General features: G+C 34.4%; 19 protein-coding genes. 9 read left to right on the top strand and 10 right to left on the bottom strand.

The features are described 5' to 3' along the window. Positions 1-26 precede the first annotated feature (26 nt). The 3 genes from ACE94K_RS11670 (at position 27) to ACE94K_RS11680 (ending at position 2447) form a co-directional block, all read left to right on the top strand. Entirely contained in the window at positions 27-506 is a 480-nt protein-coding gene (locus tag ACE94K_RS11670; protein ID WP_378172215.1) for a hypothetical protein, read from the top strand. A gap of 180 nt (positions 507-686) precedes the next feature. Continuing rightward, a complete protein-coding gene (locus ACE94K_RS11675) occupies positions 687-938 on the top strand; it encodes a type B 50S ribosomal protein L31 (protein ID WP_025741669.1) in 252 nt (83 codons plus the stop codon). Between the two features lie 327 nt (positions 939-1265). Next, positions 1266-2447, top strand: coding sequence for a GlmU family protein (locus tag ACE94K_RS11680; RefSeq protein WP_378172218.1), 1182 nt, complete (start codon positions 1266-1268; stop codon positions 2445-2447). Between the two features lie 62 nt (positions 2448-2509). Here ACE94K_RS11680 and ACE94K_RS11685 read toward each other — a convergent pair whose 3' ends face one another. Beyond that, the gene (locus ACE94K_RS11685) at positions 2510-3586 is read right to left on the bottom strand and encodes a hypothetical protein (protein ID WP_378172221.1); all 1077 of its coding nucleotides are present in this window, start codon (positions 3584-3586) and stop codon (positions 2510-2512) included. A 117-nt stretch (positions 3587-3703) separates the two neighbouring features. Then, a complete protein-coding gene (locus ACE94K_RS11690; protein WP_378172224.1) occupies positions 3704-5329 on the bottom strand; it encodes an ABC transporter substrate-binding protein in 1626 nt (541 codons plus the stop codon). Positions 5330-5466: 137 nt separating this feature from the next. Between ACE94K_RS11690 and mtaB the strand changes: the two genes are divergently transcribed. Next, on the top strand, positions 5467-6783 hold the full coding sequence (gene mtaB, locus ACE94K_RS11695) for a tRNA (N(6)-L-threonylcarbamoyladenosine(37)-C(2))-methylthiotransferase MtaB (protein ID WP_378172226.1): 1317 nt from the start codon (positions 5467-5469) through the stop codon (positions 6781-6783). A gap of 68 nt (positions 6784-6851) precedes the next feature. Here mtaB and ACE94K_RS11700 read toward each other — a convergent pair whose 3' ends face one another. Then, a complete protein-coding gene (locus tag ACE94K_RS11700; protein WP_378184270.1) occupies positions 6852-7154 on the bottom strand; it encodes an N-acetyltransferase in 303 nt (100 codons plus the stop codon). A 295-nt stretch (positions 7155-7449) separates the two neighbouring features. Between ACE94K_RS11700 and ACE94K_RS11705 the strand changes: the two genes are divergently transcribed. The 3 genes from ACE94K_RS11705 to ACE94K_RS11715 all read left to right on the top strand — a co-directional run bounded on the left by ACE94K_RS11705 (position 7450) and on the right by ACE94K_RS11715 (position 9569). Then, entirely contained in the window at positions 7450-8109 is a 660-nt protein-coding gene (locus ACE94K_RS11705; protein WP_378172230.1) for an alpha/beta hydrolase, read from the top strand. Between the two features lie 72 nt (positions 8110-8181). Continuing rightward, a complete protein-coding gene (locus ACE94K_RS11710) occupies positions 8182-9129 on the top strand; it encodes a lytic transglycosylase domain-containing protein (protein WP_378172233.1) in 948 nt (315 codons plus the stop codon). 71 nt (positions 9130-9200) lie between these two features. After that, positions 9201-9569, top strand: a complete 369-nt coding sequence (locus ACE94K_RS11715) for a sulfite exporter TauE/SafE family protein (protein ID WP_378172236.1) — start codon at positions 9201-9203, stop codon at positions 9567-9569. Positions 9570-9577: 8 nt separating this feature from the next. On the opposite strand, the gene ACE94K_RS11720 is transcribed toward ACE94K_RS11715, so the two are convergent. Together ACE94K_RS11720 and ACE94K_RS11725 are read right to left on the bottom strand one after the other, a co-directional pair. Next, positions 9578-10405: a TlpA family protein disulfide reductase gene (locus tag ACE94K_RS11720; RefSeq protein ID WP_378172239.1), complete on the bottom strand. Its 828-nt coding sequence runs from the start codon at positions 10403-10405 to the stop codon at positions 9578-9580. A 148-nt stretch (positions 10406-10553) separates the two neighbouring features. After that, positions 10554-11069, bottom strand: coding sequence for a DUF2892 domain-containing protein (locus ACE94K_RS11725; RefSeq protein WP_378172242.1), 516 nt, complete (start codon positions 11067-11069; stop codon positions 10554-10556). Positions 11070-11241: 172 nt separating this feature from the next. Between ACE94K_RS11725 and rpmH the strand changes: the two genes are divergently transcribed. Together rpmH and carB are read left to right on the top strand one after the other, a co-directional pair. Continuing rightward, positions 11242-11400 carry a 50S ribosomal protein L34 gene (rpmH, locus tag ACE94K_RS11730; protein ID WP_081414554.1) on the top strand — a complete coding sequence of 53 codons (159 nt, stop codon included), beginning with the start codon at positions 11242-11244 and terminating at the stop codon, positions 11398-11400. Positions 11401-11510: 110 nt separating this feature from the next. Continuing rightward, positions 11511-14363: a carbamoyl-phosphate synthase large subunit gene (gene carB / locus ACE94K_RS11735; protein ID WP_378172245.1), complete on the top strand. Its 2853-nt coding sequence runs from the start codon at positions 11511-11513 to the stop codon at positions 14361-14363. A gap of 80 nt (positions 14364-14443) precedes the next feature. Here the strand turns inward: carB and ACE94K_RS11740 are convergent, their stop codons facing one another. The 5 genes from ACE94K_RS11740 to ACE94K_RS11760 all read right to left on the bottom strand — a co-directional run bounded on the left by ACE94K_RS11740 (position 14444) and on the right by ACE94K_RS11760 (position 19415). Further along, a complete protein-coding gene (locus tag ACE94K_RS11740; RefSeq protein WP_378172248.1) occupies positions 14444-15538 on the bottom strand; it encodes a T9SS type A sorting domain-containing protein in 1095 nt (364 codons plus the stop codon). Positions 15539-15636: 98 nt separating this feature from the next. Continuing rightward, the gene (locus ACE94K_RS11745; RefSeq protein ID WP_378172251.1) at positions 15637-16770 is read right to left on the bottom strand and encodes a T9SS type A sorting domain-containing protein; all 1134 of its coding nucleotides are present in this window, start codon (positions 16768-16770) and stop codon (positions 15637-15639) included. 177 nt (positions 16771-16947) lie between these two features. Beyond that, positions 16948-17628 carry a bifunctional 4-hydroxy-2-oxoglutarate aldolase/2-dehydro-3-deoxy-phosphogluconate aldolase gene (locus tag ACE94K_RS11750; RefSeq protein ID WP_378172253.1) on the bottom strand — a complete coding sequence of 227 codons (681 nt, stop codon included), beginning with the start codon at positions 17626-17628 and terminating at the stop codon, positions 16948-16950. A gap of 1 nt (position 17629) precedes the next feature. Beyond that, entirely contained in the window at positions 17630-18634 is a 1005-nt protein-coding gene (locus ACE94K_RS11755; RefSeq protein WP_378172256.1) for a sugar kinase, read from the bottom strand. A 19-nt stretch (positions 18635-18653) separates the two neighbouring features. Continuing rightward, positions 18654-19415: an SDR family NAD(P)-dependent oxidoreductase gene (locus tag ACE94K_RS11760; protein WP_378172258.1), complete on the bottom strand. Its 762-nt coding sequence runs from the start codon at positions 19413-19415 to the stop codon at positions 18654-18656. Positions 19416-19449 lie beyond the last annotated feature (34 nt).

Here is a 19449-nt window from a genome sequence, read left to right on the forward strand (position 1 = left end):
CTTTTTAACTCCCAAAATATTGGCTTATGAAAACAAAATTACTTTACATTACAGGTTTACTATTTGTTTTTTTTACATCCTGCTCTGTGGATGAAAATAATGAAGTATTAGAACAAGAAAAAGAACTAAAAGTTAATAGCTTAATTAAGTCCTTTGCAGAGGATGTTATTCCTTCTAAAGATTATATTAATTTTGTGAATGACGTTCGAATCAAATCTTCTACTGGTTTATCACAATCAGAATTGAACCAATTGGAGGAAGATTTTTTAAACAAGCAAACAGATGAATTTATTGAGTTGTATTACTTTGTAGCCTCTTTAGACTTAACCGAAGATGAATTAATGGAACTGATTTTTGATTATTTCTCTTCTGCTAATAAAAGTTTTAGTGCTGATACAAAAAACGATACCGAAGAATGCGCAATTATCGAAACTGATGAAGAAGAATCTTTCTTGCTTATATTTCTCCGGCTGATTTGTGAAGTATCTAGAACTACAATCAATTAAATAATTATTTTATTCGGGATGAATTTTTTGTATTATTCCTTGGAGTTATTAGGGTCATCAGTTTTGTGTTAACTGTATTTATAAAACTTTCTTTTTCTCACTTAAAAAATAATCTTGTCAAACATTGCTATTTCCTAAAAATTGTTTAAATTTGCACCTCGAAAATGATAATATAAAATAATGAGAAAAGATATTCACCCAGAAAATTATAGACTAGTTGCCTTTAAGGATATGTCAAATGATGAGGTTTTTTTAACTAAATCTACTGCGAATACTAAAGAAACACTTGAGGTTGACGGTGTTGAGTATCCGTTAGTGAAATTAGAAATTTCAAGAACTTCTCATCCTTTCTATACAGGTAAATCTAAACTAATCGATACTGCAGGACGTATCGACAAGTTCAAAAACAAATATGCTAAGTTCAAAAAGTAATTTAGTACACAAGAATATATTTAAAAGCCTTTCTTTTTCGGAAAGGCTTTTTTGTTTTTGTACGTTGCCGTATTTTTGAATTCAGATTGCTAAATGTAGACATTGGATGTGAAATTTTACGTCAATCTGAGTGATCCCGATCATAATCGGGATTGTATCGAAGACAAGTAAAATTTCGTCTTGAAAATCATCTCGATACGATCCGCTTTGACATATCACTCGAGGTGATGGTTTTCTTAGATTTGACTTTATCTATTATTCATATTGATCTGCTAAAAAATATAAAACTAACGAAACCAATTAATACAAACATTTCATTTGACAATTATGAATTATATTCTTTTTGATGGGGCCTCTAGAAATTCATTACTACCTTTTACTTATACCAGACCGGTAGCGGATATTAGGATCGGTATTTTAACCATTCGAGAGAAATGGGAAACGTATTTAGGATATACCACCTCTACTATCACCGAAGAGTATCTTAGTGAGAAATATCCGATGGTTGAGTTAGAAGAGAATGTAATGATCAATGCATCCTATTTACCCACAGAGAACCTGGCTATTATGGTACAAAACTTACAGCCAGATCAAGCCATTTTTTATGAAGATGAACCAATCGCATTTTATACAAAAGAAGATCAGGAAGTAGATTTTGATACCTATGACGTGATTCAGTATAACTATGAGGTGTTTACGGTACAACATACCTGGGATATTTTTTCAAAAAATGAACGCGCTATCAACGAAGATTTTGAGTTGTTAACCAAAGACCGTACAAGCCAACCGATTCCGGATAGTAATAATGTGATCGCACGGGAAAATGTATTTATTGAAGAAGGCGCTAAACTGGAATTCACCACATTAAATGCTTCTTCAGGACCGATATATATTGGTAAGGGTGCAGAAATTATGGAGGGTAGTTTGATTAGAGGTCCTTTTGCTCTCTGCGATCATGCGACGATAAAAATGGGAGCTAAAATATATGGAGGTACCACAGTAGGGCCACATTCTAAAGTAGGAGGAGAGGTGAATAATACTGTTATATTTGGATATTCTAATAAAGGACATGATGGATTCATTGGAAATTCTGTGTTAGGTGAGTGGTGTAATCTGGGTGCAGATACTAATACATCCAACTTAAAGAATAACTATGCACCTGTGCGATTATGGAGTTATGAGACCGAAGGTTTTGCTAAAACGGGACTACAGTTTTGCGGATTGATGATGGGTGATCACTCTAAATGCGGAATCAATACCATGTTTAATACCGGAACAGTCGTAGGAGTTAATGCTAACATTTTTGGTAGTGGTTTTCCACGAAATTTTGTTCCAAGCTATAGTTGGGGTGGAAGCAGCGGTTTTACAACCTATTTAACCAAAAAAGCTTTTGAAGTTGCCAAAGTGGTGATGTCCAGAAGAAATATAGAACTAACAGAAGAAGATCAAAAAATTCTAGAACACGTTTTTGAAGAAACAAAAACATGGCGAAAGAGTTATGATTCATAAAAAAAATCCCATCTATCTACAGCAGATGGGATTTTAGTTTTATCCTAAATATGGATAATATATTATCTCGTGAAATGAAATTCGGCTGTGTAAACTCCAAAATCATCATCATACTCTCCTTCGATAATCAGGCTACCAGAAATTGTAGCTTTACCATCAAATAAAAGATATCCGTTTTCTTCAACACCATCGAATGTTACTCCATCTACAGTCTCTGAATATTCAAATTCTACCAATGTTAGTTTTCCCTCTTCTTCATCATACGCCCAGTTTCCTCTAGAGCTATATAATTCTTCTTCTTCAGCTTCAAAAGTAGCTGTACAAGTTTCTCTTGTAGCTTCGTAGTCTAATGTTGTATAGTTGGATGTTTCTACATAAGAATAGGTACCGTCAGCGTTAAAAGTAATAGGCAATGATAAAAGTGTATCACAATATGCATTTTCTACTAACAATTCTGTTTCATTAGTGCAAAATACTGTAGTGTCATCACATTCTTCGGTACCGATAGTGTCTTCGGTTACTCCATTTCTGGTTCTTTTTGAGTAGTTCCAAGTGCCTATTAAGTTAGGATTTCCTCCCCAAGCTTCTACTTCTACACATACCTCTACAGGCTGGCTAATATTTCCATCGGTGTCATAGATACAAATAACATAACAAAATGTTCCCGCAGTTACTGTATCTTCAAAATCCACATCGATTTGAATTTCCTGATCATTTGACTTGCTGATTTGCGACGTAAATAATCCTTTTCTTTTTTCACTGTTAATTACATTTGATCTACCAGATCCTGTAACGTTCCAATATTCATCAGCCTGCGTCCCGTCTGTGGATTGTACCTGGATATATGCGCCTGCATAATTTATTGGTGCTTCAAAAGAAATATCGAAACCGTTTTTTTGAAAACCAGACTGAGTTGTTTGACTCATGCTAAAAGGTAATGTTCCAACAGGGGTTGGCGCATCACCTGCAACTAATGTAGCGTTATTTATAATGATACCACCGGATACATCGTTAGCGTTTAAAGCAATTTCTTCAGCTGGATCCGGGTTTACCGCAACAATTCCGCCATCAGAATCATCATCACTGCAAGATGCTGCAGCTAATAATAATGATGCTGCAAATAAAAAGGTTTTTTTCATAAGATTTGGATTGAAAATTTATGTTAAAATAAAATTAATTGGATGCGAATATAGTTAAAAAATATTCGATAAAATACATTTTTAGTCGACTAAAAGACTTTTTTTGTTAAAAACATTCTATTTCTCCTTCCAAACTCGTTTTAGAACCAGAAAGTTTTGTGGATTATTTGTTAATCCTTTTACATTTTTTTGCACAAAGCGGGTTGCCTGATCGTAATATAAAGGAACGATTGGAGCATGTGCAATGACAATCGAGTCCATTTTTATATATAGTTGTTCTCTTAGTTTACTATTTGTAATAGAAAAACTTTTTTCATAGAGACTGTCAAACACTTTGTTTTTAAAATGTGTATAGTTGGGGCCGTTTGGTGTAAAGTTTTTACTGTAAAAAGGTGATAAAAAGTTTTCTGCGTCCGGATAATCAGCGATCCAGCTTGCACGAAAGGTATCTAATTCACCACTCCATTTCTTTTTTCTAATCGTTGAAGGTGTCATCACATCAACAATCACCGTAAGACCAACCTTTTCCATTTCACGTTGTATAAATTCAAACAAGCTTTGATAATTATTATCTGTAGCGATACTAATGGTTGGTTTTTTATTTCCGCTTATTTTGATGTATTCTTTGATAAGTTGTTTAGCTTTTTTAGGGTTGTAATCATATCCCTTTTGTGCATTGTAACCTGGTAAACCATTTGGTATAAAACCACTGTTTGCCGGAGTTCCAACACCGTTTTTAAGATAAGTAATCATTTTTTGTCTGTCAAAGCCATAATTGATTGCTTTTCTGATCAATTCGGATTTTACCTCTTCGTTTTCTCCTTCCAGATAAAAGCCTAAATATTCAGAATTTAAGTACGGACTTTTAGTAAACTTGATCTTGTCCTTAAATTTTTCTCTAAGTTTACCGCTGGGGGTCAAAAGTTCATCTTTGTACGAGGCATCAAGACTGTTTAAAAAGTCGATATTGCCTTTAGCAAATTGTAAAAATTCGGTTTGTTTATCTGGTAAAAATGTAACAGCTACGGCTTCTAGATATGGTAATTGCTTACCATTTTCATCTTTTTCAAAGTATAATTCGTTGCGTCTGAGTACCAGTTTTACATTTTCTTCCCACAGTTTAAATTTAAAAGGCCCGGTACCAATCGGATGGGCTCTAAAATCTGATCCGTAATATTCTACAATTTCTTTAGGTACTACAGAACAGTATCGCATACTCATTAACCCTAAAAAAGCCGGGAATGGTTTTTTAAGTCGTATCTGAAATGTTGTATCGTTAATAGCTTCATAGTTTTCTACATTTTTTAATACCCAATTTCCAGGAGAAGCAACTTTTGGATCAATAAGACGGTTAAAACTATATTCAAAATCTTTTGCAATGACTGTACGCGTGCTGTCTTTTGTATTAAATGCGGCGTGTTTGTGAAATCTTACATTGTTTCTGAGTATAAATGTATAGGTTAAGTTATCATCAGAAATGTTCCATTTTTTTGCGATATCGGGTTGTACATGTAAGGAATCATCCAGTTGTACCAAACCATTAAATAATTGATTTGTGGGCCAGATGATGGATGGATTTCTGGCAAATGCCGGATCCAAAGTAAGAATGTTGGAATATTCATTATATCTAAATACGAGATGATCTTTATTTTCTGCAGAAGAATTTTTACAAGAAAAACATAGTAAGCAAAGGTAAACTATTGTTAAATAACGGATTATAGAAGTGAATTGATTGATTTTCAATTTTAGTAAACGGATTATTGTTGGTATCTTTGACGGCTTTTAATTCTAATACTGACGAAGGTCGGAATCTTTTAATTAAAAACAAGTGTAAATATAAACAGATTTCTGCCTTTGTAGAAATGACTTCATATTTGTTAATGAGAAAAAAAGTTGCTTTTTATACCTTAGGTTGTAAACTAAATTTTTCGGAGACATCAACGATCGCCAGAAATTTCACGGATGAAGGGTTTGATCGGGTGGATTTTTCTGAAAACGCTGATATTTACGTAATTAATACTTGTTCTGTAACAGAGAATGCAGACAAAAGGTTTAAAACGATTGTAAAGCAAGCGCAAAAAGCAAATCCAGAAGCTTTTGTAGCTGCTGTAGGTTGTTATGCTCAATTAAAACCGGAAGAGTTAGTAGCTGTAGACGGTGTGGATTTAGTATTGGGTGCAACAGAAAAATTTAAAATTACTGATTACATCAATGATTTGTCCAAAAATGAGTTTGGAGAAATACATTCCTGTGAAATTGAAGAGGCTGACTTTTATGTGGGTAGTTATTCCATAGGAGATCGTACCAGAGCATTTCTTAAGGTACAGGATGGATGTGACTATAAGTGTACTTATTGTACTATTCCTTTAGCCAGAGGAATTTCACGTAGTGATACGTTGGATAGTGTATTAAAAAACGCAAAAGAAATTTCTGAACAAGGAATTAAAGAGATTGTGCTTACCGGAGTGAATATCGGAGATTACGGAAAAGGAGAGTTTGGTAATAAAAAGCATAAACATACTTTTTATGAATTGGTGCAAGCATTGGATGAAGTAGAAGGTATAGAAAGACTACGAATTTCATCGATAGAGCCTAATTTGTTGAAGAATGAAACGATTGACTTTGTTTCAAAATCCAGGACTTTTGTGCCTCATTTTCATATTCCGCTACAATCCGGGAGTGATGATATTTTAAAATTAATGCGCCGTAGGTATCTAAGCGATTTATACGTGGATCGCGTAAGCAAAATAAAGGAAGTGATGCCACATGCCTGTATAGGAGTAGACGTAATTGTTGGTTTTCCTGGGGAGACAGATGATCATTTTTTAGATACATATAATTTTTTGTCTAGATTAGATATATCGTATTTACACGTTTTTACGTATTCTGAAAGAGAAAATACTGTAGCCGCGTCCTTAGAAAATGTGGTTCCACTTGGTGTAAGAAAGAAGAGAAGTAAAATGCTTCGTGGCTTATCTGTTAAAAAACGAAGAGCCTTTTATGAAAGCCAAATTGATACTAAACGAATGGTTTTATTTGAATCTGAAAATAAAGAAGGATATATCCACGGATTTACTGAGAATTACGTAAAGGTAAAAATGCCTTGGGATCCTTCCTATGTCAATACGTTGCATAAGGTAAAGCTCACAGAGATAGATGAGGATGGCATGGTAAGATTTGTCTTTATTAATAAGTAGGAATAATGTCATTGTATGAAACAAAAAACCTGCTCTCAAAAGCAGGTTTTTTGTTTGAAAGAGATCTTCTATATGTTGATCCCTACCGGAAGTAAATCTTTATATTTTCTTCTGTTCTTTCGCATAAATTTAGCGATAATAGGACTTGTAGGAACTAATCTAATATTACGCTCTTCAATAATATTAAAAACAGCTACAATAAAATCTTCAGAATATCCTTTTTCTATTTGCTCCTCACTCATGATAAGTTTAGTAAGGAAAATTTTTCTCTCTTGTTGAGCATACTCGATCTTTGATTTTTGACCTTCGATAGTAGTTTCGAATTGTCTTAAGAATTCGTTATCTACTATTTCTAATTCCACATCGCTCATGTTCTCCATATTTTTTTAATTTACTATTTAATAAAAATTAAAGGGGTGTTTCAAAATATATAGTTTTTTGGTTCTCAGGATTCCCTATTTACTCCTGAAGTTAGTATATTGTCTGTATAAATTCTTTTTGTCGTTCTTTAAACCTAACTAAGATTTGTTAGTCAATTTTTTCCCTTTTTACAATAATTTAATGTAAGCTTTACTTTTTTCTGATAAAGTATTACTATAGTTTTGAGCTGCAAAGATAAGAAAATTAGAACTTTAAAATGTACAAACCATTGTTAAAATACCTAGTATGAAGCAAGTTAGACATGTTTATTTTGTTCCGGGAATGGCTGCTGATGTATCCATTTTTGATTTTATCCAGCTACCTGAAGATTTATATAAGAAATATACGATACCCTGGAAAATTCCAAAAAAGAATGAACCTATTGCAGATTATGCCAAGCGTATGTGCGAAGAAATAGAGCATAAAGATTGCATTCTGATTGGGGTTAGTTTTGGTGGGATTATGGTGCAGGAAATGAGTAAGTACTTGAATGTTAAAAAGTTAATTATTATCTCTAGTGTAAAAAATAAGCACGAGTTACCCAGAAGAATAAGATTGGTTAGAAAAACTAAAGCTTATAAGTTCATGCCAACTGGGTTGGTTTCTAAAATAGATAATTGGGAAAAATTAGCTTTTGGAGATTTTGCAAAAAAAAGAGCTGCATTGTATCAAAAGTACTTATCGGTTAATGATAAAACGTATTTAGATTGGGCAATTGAAAAGATAGTGTGTTGGGATCAGGAAAAGTCTATAGATGGTATTGTACATATTCACGGTAATAAAGATATCGTATTTCCTATTTCACATATTAAAGACTGTATTACGTTAGAAAAAGGTACGCATGTAATGATTATTAATCGTGCTAAATGGTTTAACAAGCATTTACCTGAAATAATTGAGAATTAATTACCAATATTTCAATATTTTACATTATTTTGGAGACCATAGAAATTATTCCCCAATAAAATCTACTTAAAGATGAAGATGATAAGAAAAGTTTTAGTTTTTTTAGGAGTACTATTTACCTTTAGTATTTTAGTAAATGCAACACAAGAAGAGCCACAAAAAACCATTGCTCAGGAGCTTTTAGAAGAAAAGTTGATCAATGATTATAATGTTTATGCGGTACCTATGCCGGAAAATATAAATTTTGCCGGAGAATTGGTTCCTGTAGAAAATCCTGATATCCGTGAGCGTATGGATAGAGAACTTTTAGTGAATACGTACTGGCAATCTAACGGGTTATTACTTTTTAAAAGAGCAAATAAATATTTTCCTATCATAGAACCTATTTTGAAAGAAGAAGGTGTTCCAGATGATTTTAAGTATCTGGCTGTTATAGAGAGTAGTTTAACACAAGCAGTTTCCCCTGCAAGAGCAACTGGTTTTTGGCAAATATTAAAGAACACAGGAAGAGAATATGGTTTGGAGGTTAATGACAATGTAGACGAAAGATATCACATAGAAAAGTCTACCAGAGTAGCTTGTAAATATTTAAAAAATGCAAAAGAGCGTTTTGGAAGTTGGACGCTGGCAGCTGCAGCTTATAATGCTGGACCTGCCGGAGTTAACAAACAATTAGAAAGACAAAATGCTACTTCTTATTATGATCTTCTTTTAGGAGAGGAAACCGGACGTTATGTGTTTAGAATTACTGCGGTAAAAGAAATACTTAGTAATCCTAAAAAGTATGGATTTAACTTCACTAAAGATGATTTATATGAGTACATCCCAACATTTAATGTGTTGGTAGATGAGCCAATTGCAGATTTCAATGAATTTGCAGCGAAGTATAATATCAATTACAAAATTTTAAAACTTCATAATCCTTGGTTACGAGAAACGCATCTCAATAATGGAACAGGGAAAGAGTATTTGATTAAAATACCGAGAGAAGGATATTATAAAACGGGAGTAGGACAGTAGTATATTGCCTTTAAAGTAAATATTTTAATCTTTTTATAGATCCATAACTACAATTATTGTAAAATTGTGGTATGGATACGATGACAATTATTTCACTAATAGTAATAGGTCTTTTAGCAGGTTTTCTAAGTGGGACAATGGGTATAGGAGGCAGTGTTGTTATGATACCATTGTTAATACTGTGGGTTGGCTTCACACAACATCAGGCACAGGGTACCAGCCTTGCCGTATTGTCGGTTCCTGTTACCTTACTGGCGGCTTTTAATTACTATAAAGAAGGTCACGTAAATTGGAAATTTGCAGCTATTATTGCAATCACCTTTATCGTTGGAGGTTATCTGGGAAGTAAACTTGCTATTTCTATCAATCAAACGACTTTAAAAAGAATCTTTGGAGGGATTTTATTACTAGTGGCTTTGAAAATGATTTTTGGGAAGTAATTAAAAAATTACTTTTTCTCCCTTCTTCTATTGTTATCTATTGAATCTTTTTCTCTCCTATATCTTTCATACTCTTCATCGATATCACGCTCTTCTTGTGTGCGTGTATCACCTTTTATCTTAGAGTCTTTTTCTTCCTCTTCTACTGGCGGTGCTAATGCTCCTTTAGCATCCAAATCTGCAATCAATAGAGAAACTCCCTTGGACAATGAGTTATAGTGGATTGTGTATGAGTTACTCAATGTTTCGCTAGAATGATGGGTTACAATTTTGCGGATATCTAATAACTTATTTTCACTATCCATAAAATACATCATCGGAAAACCTAATGAATGTTTCAGGTTATTAATGATATAGGAGTTTTGATTACTTAACTCATTTACATACAAAAGCTGGATGTTTTCGCTGTATTCACCAACTTTTTCCTTTAATCTTTCCTTGGTGTCCCAAAATAAAACGATAAAGTCTATTTGATCATGAAATTTATCAGCTAAATCATTAAGCGCGGGTATTTCTCCAATTCCGGGAACACACCAGGTGGCATAGGTGATCAGAAATATTGGTTTTTCGATATCTTCAAAAGAAATAGGTTCTCCTTTAATTGGACTCATCTTAAAATCATCCATATAAGTACCAACCAAATGATTTCGTACCAGGGAGTCAAAAAGAAATTGGGCATATTCAAGATCTTGATCTTTATATGCTTCGTTACTTTTTAGATTATATTTTTTAATGTGTGCAGCAACAGCTACAGAAAAAGGGACCTTTCTTTCTAGCTGTCCAAAAGCATTTCCAAAATATAAAAAGAGTATTCCTAGAATTAAAATTTTCTTCATTACAACTTAATTACGGTAGCTAAAGTACTATAAAGTCTTTAAAAATAACAGTTATTCAGGTCGAAACCTTTCTGATATTAGTTTAAATACCGCTACTAATTTACTTTTAAACGAATAGATAACGCAATTATAGGTACAATTAGTGTGCCTAAATCTTCTTCATTTGTTGTTTCATCATGGTAATTTGCTCCTTTAACATACCATGTTTATCTAATTTTTTAGCTTCGGTAAGAAGATTTTGAGCTTCTCTTTTTCTTCTTTTAGTCATTGCGATTCCGGCAAGGTTTAATTTTGCAACGGCAAGATCCTGATTCATAGATAATCCTAATTTAATCGCTTTTTTAAGGTATTTCTCTGCTTGTGTGATATTAGTTTGTGATAGCATGATCCCCAAAAGGTAATTATAATACCCTTGTTGTTTTGTAGTTAACGCACTCTCTGGGTTTTTAATTCTATCCAACCACTTCTTTGCTCCCGCAAAATCTTGTTTACGCAATCTTAAGAAAGCTAGAAGAATTAATTCATTCTTAAAATACAAAAAGACAAAAATTGAAGCTAATAAAATGAGCATAATTCCGTTACCGATATATCCTTCTATCATTTGCCAAACGGCTGCTCCAACAATTAATGCTGCAATTACTAGTTTAATATTTTTGTTATACATGAAAAGTGTTATTTTTTTGTCGCGGCAAAGGTAATAAAAACAATTAAAAATATTTTGATATTTAGGTTTGTGAAAGTAAAAACTCTTCGTATATTTGCCCGCAGTTTTGGGAGGAGAACCCCATTAGTTTTACAAAAAGAGATTTCAAGAAGATTCATAAAGATAGATAGTAATGAAAAGAACGTTTCAACCATCGAAGAGAAAGAGAAAAAACAAACACGGTTTTAGAGAGCGTATGGCTTCTGCTAATGGTAGAAAGGTCTTAGCTCGCAGAAGAGCTAAAGGTAGAAAAAAGCTATCTGTTTCTTCAGAATTAAGACATAAGCACTAATGATTGCGTTGCAATGAAAATATTAAGGTGTTACTTTTAGGAGTAACGCCTTTTTTTATGTCTCGTAGATTCCTAAACATATTTTTTTAAATTTCAATACCAACACCAAAATGCCAAAAAACGAAAAACTAAAAAGTATATTGATCATAGGATCAGGACCAATAATTATTGGTCAAGCGTGTGAGTTTGATTATTCAGGATCACAAGCGTTACGTTCGTTAAGAGAAGATGGAATAGAAACCATATTGATTAATTCTAATCCGGCGACTATTATGACGGATCCTTCTATGGCGGATCATGTATACTTGAAACCGCTGAACACCAAATCGATCATTGAGATTCTTAAAGAACATCCTCAGATCGATGCTGTATTGCCAACAATGGGTGGCCAGACTGCATTAAATCTTTGTATAGAAGCAGATGAAAAAGGAATTTGGAAGGATTTTGATGTAGAGATTATAGGTGTGGATATTGATGCAATTAATATTACCGAAGATCGAGAGCAATTCAGAGAATTAATGCTTAAAATCGGTATTGGTATGGCGCCACAAGCCACAGCAGGATCTTATCTGAAAGGTAAAGAGATTGCTCAAGAGTTTGGTTTTCCTTTGGTAATTAGGGCTTCTTATACCCTTGGAGGAGCAGGAGCTTCTTTTGTGTATAGAGAAGAAGAGTTTGATGAACTGCTTACTCGTGGATTAGAGACTTCTCCGATTCATGAGGTTATGATCGATAAGGCATTAATCGGTTGGAAAGAATATGAATTAGAATTATTAAGAGACGCTAATGATAATGTAGTAATTATTTGTGCTATAGAAAATATGGATCCGATGGGGATTCATACAGGAGATTCGATAACCGTAGCCCCTGCAATGACCCTAAGCGATAAAACATATCAGCGTATGCGTGATATGGCAATTCATATGATGCGCAGCATTGGGGAATTTGCTGGTGGATGTAATGTGCAGTTTGCAGTTAGTCCGGATGAAAATGAAGATATCATTGCTATTGAAATCAATCCTAGGGTTTCTCGTTCTTCGGCTTTGGCATCAAAAGCGACCGGATATCCAATAGCTAAAATCGCTGCAAAATTAGCAATTGGTTATACATTGGATGAGTTGGATAATCAGATTACCAAATCAACTTCTGCTTTATTCGAACCTACATTAGATTATGTGATTGTTAAAATCCCACGTTGGAATTTTGATAAATTCGAAGGTTCTGATCGTACTTTGGGACTTCAGATGAAAGCGGTAGGAGAAGTGATGGGTATTGGTCGTTCCTTCCAGGAAGCTTTGCATAAAGCTACTCAGTCATTAGAAATTAAGAGAAATGGTTTGGGTGCTGATGGAAAAGGTTATAAGAATTATGATCAGATCATCGAAAAGCTAACCTATGCTAGTTGGGATCGAGTGTTTGTTATCTATGATGCTATCCAAATGGGTATTCCACTTAGTAGAATACATGAGATTACCAAAATTGATATGTGGTTCTTAAAACAATATGAAGAATTACATTTATTAGAAAAAGAAATTTCTACCTACACTATTCAATCATTGACGAAGGAATTGATTCTCGAAGCAAAACAAAAAGGTTTTGCTGATCGACAGATCGCACATATGGTAGGCTGTTACGAAAGCGAGGTATACAATAAAAGAGACGAATTAGGAATTAACAGGGTTTATAAATTAGTGGATACCTGTGCAGCTGAATTCAAAGCGGTAACTCCTTATTTTTATTCAACTTTCGAAGCAGAAATTGAAACACCTGATGGAGAAGTAAGCGTTGCAAATGAAAGTATCGTAACAGATAGAAAGAAAATTGTTGTACTGGGTTCTGGTCCTAACCGTATTGGTCAGGGAATTGAATTTGATTACTGTTGTGTACACGGAGTGTTGGCATCTGCAGAGTGTGGGTATGAAACTATTATGATCAATTGTAATCCTGAAACGGTTTCTACCGATTTTGATACGGCAGATAAATTATATTTTGAACCCGTTTTTTGGGAGCATATTTATGATATTATCAGGCACGAAAAGCCAGAAGGTGTCATTGTTCAGTTAGGAGGGCAAACCGCCTTGAAGCTTGCAGAAAAACTTGACCGCTACGGTATTAAAATTATAGGTACAACGTATCAATCATTAGACCTTGCGGAAGATAGAGGAAGTTTTTCTACCTTACTAAAAGAAAATAATATTCCGTATCCAGAGTTTGATACTGCTGAAACCGCTGATGAAGCTTTAGCTGTTGCAGATCGTTTAAATTTCCCGATATTAGTGCGTCCATCTTATGTGTTGGGTGGTCAGGGCATGAAGATCGTGATTAATAAAAAAGAATTAGAAGAACACGTAGTTGATTTGCTTCGTAAAATACCTAATAATAAACTATTGCTAGATCATTATTTGGATGGTGCTATAGAGGCAGAAGCTGATGCAATTTGTGATGGAGAAAATGTGTACATTATTGGTATTATGGAGCATATAGAGCCTTGTGGAATACACTCCGGAGATTCTAATGCAACATTGCCACCGTTTAATCTAGGTGAATTTGTTATGCAGCAGATCAAAGACCATACCCATAAAATAGCATTGGCGTTGAACACCGTGGGTCTTATAAATATACAGTTTGCTATCAAGGATGATACGGTATATATTATTGAGGCCAATCCAAGGGCATCCAGAACAGTTCCTTTTATAGCCAAGGCATACGGAGAACCTTATGTTAATTATGCGACAAAAGTGATGTTAGGAGAGAAGAAAGTAACAGACTTTGATTTTAAACCTCATTTAGAAGGATATGCGATCAAGCAACCTGTATTTTCTTTTAATAAATTTCCGAATGTAAATAAGAAGCTGGGACCAGAGATGAAGAGTACTGGAGAAAGCATCTTATTTATTGATGATCTTAAGGATGATCAGTTTTATGATCTATACTCTAGACGTAAGATGTACTTGAGTAAGTAATTATTTCAAATTATATAAACATAAATCTCGCTTTTTGGCGGGATTTTTTTTGAGTTTATCTTAAGCAAGATTTTCGACCTCTAATTTGCTTTCACCATTTGTTTTACAGTGTACGTATTGGTTATAGAGTCTGTTAATTTAATGAAATAGGTTCCATCAGATAGATTCTTAATATCTATCTTATTATTATCAATTTCAGATATTTCTCTGATAACTTTACCTGATGAATCAAGAATAGAGACGTTGTAGGTTTTTATGTTTTCACGAAAGTTGAAATGAACGATTCCTTTTGTGGGATTAGGAAATACACTAAATAAATCATCTTTGGATACTGAGGGAACAGATAGTTGAGGGTTTTCAGTTATTGAGAAGTTTGCAAATAGTACTTCTTCATCTCTTAGATCAGAGTCATTAACAAGGCTTCTGTAAATGCCCCATTTAGGTCTTATAAAATCAGCATTCGTTTTCCACATTCTTAATTCAGAAGATGAATAATTCAGGATTTCTGCTCCGGTATTTATATTAGTAATATTAATAGAATAGGTTGCATTATTAGTTTCCCCATAAGTAACTGTTTCTGTAACTTCTACCCAATTACCTTTTAATGACGAAAGATTTACCGAAGTAAGCGTTGATTGAGAAGTAGTAGGGGCATATCTTAACTCTAGTTTATCGGGATTTCCTTTTCTGGCCGTTAAAGTAATAAGAGGTTGACTCTCTTCGGCAGCATCTGCACCTACACTTTTTAGCTGATGGAGATGGGTGAACTTACTAGATGCCTGAAATGCGGCATCAAGTTTAAATTTCCACTTATATTCCACGGTTTCTCCTATAGTTCCTTTTAGGTTATCAGGCGATTGACTGTAGGATTTAATTTCGTTTCTCTGACGATCAAAATTTTTGCACCTATCGTTGTCTTCGGACACGTGAATGTTAAATTTGAAAACATAGTCATTTAGTTCATTATCAAAAACTTCAGAAATATGTCTTCCAAAAGAGGAGTGATTGTCACAGGTGCCATCTATTTCTCCCGGTGATTCGATAGGATTATATCCAGGGGCTAAAACAGAGGTAATCAACTCGTAGGTGTTGTCAATTCCATCGGCATTTAGGGTTACTTGAGCTTGAGTGGCCAAAAAAAGCAGAAGACAAGTAAAAAGGTGAAATGATCGCATAGCAGTTTTATTAATGATATTTTAAAGAGAAATACCCTTGTAAATCTCGCAAGGGTATTTTTTAACTCAAACTAAAATCAAACTATTATAAACGTATATTAGTTCTTTACCAAAGTTTTGGTAATTCGCGCACCTTCAGCATAAACATTCATATAATACAATCCGGCAGATAAGTTACTTAAATCTACTACATCCAAATCATTGTTTTTCTGGACTAATATTTTCCCTGTAGCGTCTATTACTTCGATAGAAGAAATTATATCGGCTTTAGCATTTATGTTGACTACATTCTTGGTTGGATTAGGAAAAAAGGAAATGCCATCCGTTAATTCTTGTTCTGTAACAGACAATATTGTAGGCACTATATTTTCTGACCCTATATGATTTATGGATTCACCTTCATAAAACTGAGGAACTGCATCTATTTGATTAGAGCCTCCAGATCTTATTGTGTAATTGGGAAAATCACCACTTGAACTAATATTAGCAACAAGCCAATCAGAAGATGCACTGTCCGAAATTGTACTTCCAGTAGAATTACCAACCCGTGCAACATATTCAAGAGGTAAAAAGGCATCTGAAGTTCCTGAAGGATTTAAAGGCAGGAAAAATATATTAGAACCAGTTTGAGTAGAAAAATTAGCATCTCCACTATTATCAGGTTCAGAAATAACAATTTGTGAAGAATAAGCAGCTTCACCTTCAGCACCGGCACCGTCATCATCAATAAGACTTATTGAATCTAAAATTGTCCAGGATAAGAATGTGGTATCATCTATAATACCATTATTCATACTATCTAAATCATCACTTGTATCTGGTATATCCGTATCCCCAGTAGTTTGCACTATAAACCAATTTTGTGATAAGTTTTCTATATCAGGAGTAGTAGAGGTTACAATAGTTGCACCTGCATCTATGGTAAAAGAAGCTTGAGAGGCAGCTGTGGCAATGACGATAAAACCATTGGCACCCATTACAAGACCATCTAAACTTTCAATATAATCTATTCTACCAGTTCCGGTAGTATTTTCTTTATCTCCCTCTACTGATATAACATATATGTTATCTAATACTTGGCCAGGAGTACAATCGTCGCATCTTAGTTCGATGTATTCACGATCCGTATCAGTACCTGGCGGAGTTGTTAATATTTCACTGAAGAATATTGACTGAGCATTAATAACTCCAAAACTACCTAAAGCAGCTACTAATAGTAATAAATTTTTCATAATTGTCTTATTTTGATAATTGAGTGATTTATATATTTGGTCAACCAATTTGGTCAACCAAATATATAAATTTATTTCCATTTAACATAATTTTTAAGAAAAATCACATAAATGGTTCTTGTCTTTAATAAATGTTTAAAGAAATTGCTTTGTCAGAACGCGAGGTTAAGCAATATTTTAGAGATTGTCTTTTCTCAGGTTTGCGACTATTTGAAGTGAGTTTTTGGTTAACTCGGTAATTTTATGATAGTCAAAATTTCCCTTTTCATCTTTCGTAATAAGCTTGGATCCCATTCCTACGCAATGCACTCCTGCATTGAACCAGTCTGTAAGATTTTTTTCTTCTGAAGTAACACCTCCGCTGGGCATAATACTTGTCCACGGACATGGAGCTTTGACACCTTTTACAAAATCGGGGCCACCTACTTGAGCGGCAGGAAATATCTTTACGATTTCTGCACCCAGTTCTTCGGCGTAGTTTATTTCAGTAAGTGTTGCACAACCTGGTAGCCAAGCTATTTTACGACGATTGCAAACTTTAGCTATTTCTGGATTTAGTACAGGTGAAACGATAAAATTAGCGCCCTTCTGAATGAATAGAGATGCTGTACCTGCATCTACTACAGATCCTATTCCCAGAATCATACCCGGTAGTTCGTTGTTTACCCATTTAGATAGTTCTGTAAAAATATCCTGAGCGTGATCACCTCTATTAGTAAACTCAAAAACTCTGGCACCGCCATCATAACAAGCTTTGATCACTTTTTTGGATATATCAATATTCTTATGATAAAATAGGGGAACAATACCTGTGTTTCCCATTACTTGTGCAACCTCAATTCGTGTATATTGTGCCATATTATCTTTTTATTCGACCTGATAAATTACCTTGTATAATATTTAATACTTCTGCTTCTGTTACCAGATTAGCATCTCCTTCTATGGTGTGCTTTAACGCGCAAGACGCATTAGCAAATTCCATTGCTTTGGTATCCTCATAATGCATTAGTCCGTGAATTAAGCCTGCTGCATATGCATCTCCCGTGCCGATTCTATCAATTACATGAGTAATTTCTAATTCATTTGTTTCAGCAAACTTATTTCCATTCCACATTCTGGCTTTTATCTTATGCCAACTGGCGTTTAGAGAAACTCTGGTTTTATCATAAATCCCTTCTATATGATTGTACTTTTCCATTAAAAGCTTACTTGCTTTTATAAAATCATCATTACTAAAAGAAAAATTAGTATCCAGTAACTCGTTTATTTCGTTAGGGCCACCGATGAATATATTGGACAAAGCTACTAACTCATTAAGTACGTCCTTTGCATTATTTCCATAGTTCCACAGACCACTACGGTATGCAGGATCAGCAGATATTGTGATTCCTTTTTTATGAGCGATTGTAATTCCTTCTTTTAATGATAGAAGTGCATTAATAGATAGGGCAGGAGTAATACCTGTCCAGTGAAACCAATCACAATTTTCTAACGCTGTCTCCCAATCAATTGATTCAGGATGAATATTACAGAAAGCTGAGTTTGCTCTGTTGTAGGTAATGGTACTTGATCGCATGACTGCACCAACCTCCAGGAAATTCAACCCCAGAGGATGACGCGAGTCAATAATCAAACCAGTATCTACTCCCAGTTTCTGCAAGTAGCTCTTTGCTGCATCACCAACAAAATCGTTGGATACTGCTGTAATATGTTGTGTTTTGTTTCCGAATTGAGCAAGTGATATTGCTACATTCGCTTCGGTTCCACCAAAGTAGTATTCTAATTGGTTAGATTGTTTTAATTTTTTCTTTCCCAAAGGAGCTATACGCATTAAAACTTCTCCAAAGGTTACTACTTTTTTCATTCTGTAATGTTCTTTATTTTTAAATTCCTAAAGCTTGTCCTCCTCCAATCTGAATAGTTTCTGCTGTTATAAAAGCAGCGTCATTACTAGCTAAGAAAGATACAACAGAAGCTACATCTTCTGGCTGTCCTAGTCTTCCTAGTAAAATATTATTCTTCCAGGATGCAAAAACTTCAGGTTTTGTTGATTTTATTTGAGCGTGGAATGGAGTATCGATAGTACCGGGTGATACTGCATTTACTCTGATGCCATACTCTGCCAAGTCTTTTGCCAATGCTCTGGTTATAGCATTCACTGCTGCCTTTGATGTTCCATAAATTCCAGCTCCAGGACCACCAGCCGTCCATCCTGCATTGGATGTATAGTTGATTATTGAAGCATTTTCTCCTTTTTTAAGGAATGGAATCGCCGCTCTGGATGCAAAAAAAGTTGAGTCCAGATTTAGTGCCATAACAGATCTGTAAAATTCTGTTGTCATGCCTTCAAACCTGGATCTTCCTCCTAATCCTCCGGCATTATTTACCAGGAGATCAATTTTACCATATTTTTCTCCTATAGCCTCTATATTAGAAGTAACTGCTTCTTCGTTGGTAACATCAAATCCATAATACTCGGCGGTTATTCCTTGGGTAGAAAGCTCTTTTACTCTGTCAGCTCCTTTATCGTCTTCTATACCATTTAAAATTACAGTATATCCATCTTTACCTAGTCTTTTTGCAACAGCGAAACCAATTCCGCCAGTGGCTCCGGTTACGATGGCAATTTTTCTTTTTTGACTCATTTTTTTTATATTAATAGTTAATAGTTGATTACAT

Source organism: Aquimarina besae (assembly GCF_042434905.1).
Classification (GTDB): domain Bacteria; phylum Bacteroidota; class Bacteroidia; order Flavobacteriales; family Flavobacteriaceae; genus Aquimarina.

What these genes read in the sequence shown, in the direction of transcription:
- ACE94K_RS11700 (WP_378184270.1), bottom strand. Translation starts at nt 7,154, where the DNA reads ATGAGCGATGTGGAATTAGAAATAGTAGATAACGAATTCTTAAGACAA.
- ACE94K_RS11675 (WP_025741669.1), top strand. Translation starts at nt 687, where the DNA reads ATGAGAAAAGATATTCACCCAGAAAATTATAGACTAGTTGCCTTTAAG.
- ACE94K_RS11670 (WP_378172215.1), top strand. Translation starts at nt 27, where the DNA reads ATGAAAACAAAATTACTTTACATTACAGGTTTACTATTTGTTTTTTTT.
- ACE94K_RS11725 (WP_378172242.1), bottom strand. Translation starts at nt 11,069, where the DNA reads ATGTATAACAAAAATATTAAACTAGTAATTGCAGCATTAATTGTTGGA.
- ACE94K_RS11740 (WP_378172248.1), bottom strand. Translation starts at nt 15,538, where the DNA reads ATGCGATCATTTCACCTTTTTACTTGTCTTCTGCTTTTTTTGGCCACT.
- carB (WP_378172245.1), top strand. Translation starts at nt 11,511, where the DNA reads ATGCCAAAAAACGAAAAACTAAAAAGTATATTGATCATAGGATCAGGA.
- ACE94K_RS11750 (WP_378172253.1), bottom strand. Translation starts at nt 17,628, where the DNA reads ATGGCACAATATACACGAATTGAGGTTGCACAAGTAATGGGAAACACA.
- ACE94K_RS11760 (WP_378172258.1), bottom strand. Translation starts at nt 19,415, where the DNA reads ATGAGTCAAAAAAGAAAAATTGCCATCGTAACCGGAGCCACTGGCGGA.
- ACE94K_RS11715 (WP_378172236.1), top strand. Translation starts at nt 9,201, where the DNA reads ATGGATACGATGACAATTATTTCACTAATAGTAATAGGTCTTTTAGCA.
- ACE94K_RS11680 (WP_378172218.1), top strand. Translation starts at nt 1,266, where the DNA reads ATGAATTATATTCTTTTTGATGGGGCCTCTAGAAATTCATTACTACCT.
- ACE94K_RS11705 (WP_378172230.1), top strand. Translation starts at nt 7,450, where the DNA reads ATGAAGCAAGTTAGACATGTTTATTTTGTTCCGGGAATGGCTGCTGAT.
- ACE94K_RS11685 (WP_378172221.1), bottom strand. Translation starts at nt 3,586, where the DNA reads ATGAAAAAAACCTTTTTATTTGCAGCATCATTATTATTAGCTGCAGCA.
- ACE94K_RS11755 (WP_378172256.1), bottom strand. Translation starts at nt 18,634, where the DNA reads ATGAAAAAAGTAGTAACCTTTGGAGAAGTTTTAATGCGTATAGCTCCT.
- ACE94K_RS11745 (WP_378172251.1), bottom strand. Translation starts at nt 16,770, where the DNA reads ATGAAAAATTTATTACTATTAGTAGCTGCTTTAGGTAGTTTTGGAGTT.
- rpmH (WP_081414554.1), top strand. Translation starts at nt 11,242, where the DNA reads ATGAAAAGAACGTTTCAACCATCGAAGAGAAAGAGAAAAAACAAACAC.
- ACE94K_RS11710 (WP_378172233.1), top strand. Translation starts at nt 8,182, where the DNA reads ATGAAGATGATAAGAAAAGTTTTAGTTTTTTTAGGAGTACTATTTACC.
- ACE94K_RS11720 (WP_378172239.1), bottom strand. Translation starts at nt 10,405, where the DNA reads ATGAAGAAAATTTTAATTCTAGGAATACTCTTTTTATATTTTGGAAAT.
- mtaB (WP_378172226.1), top strand. Translation starts at nt 5,467, where the DNA reads ATGAGAAAAAAAGTTGCTTTTTATACCTTAGGTTGTAAACTAAATTTT.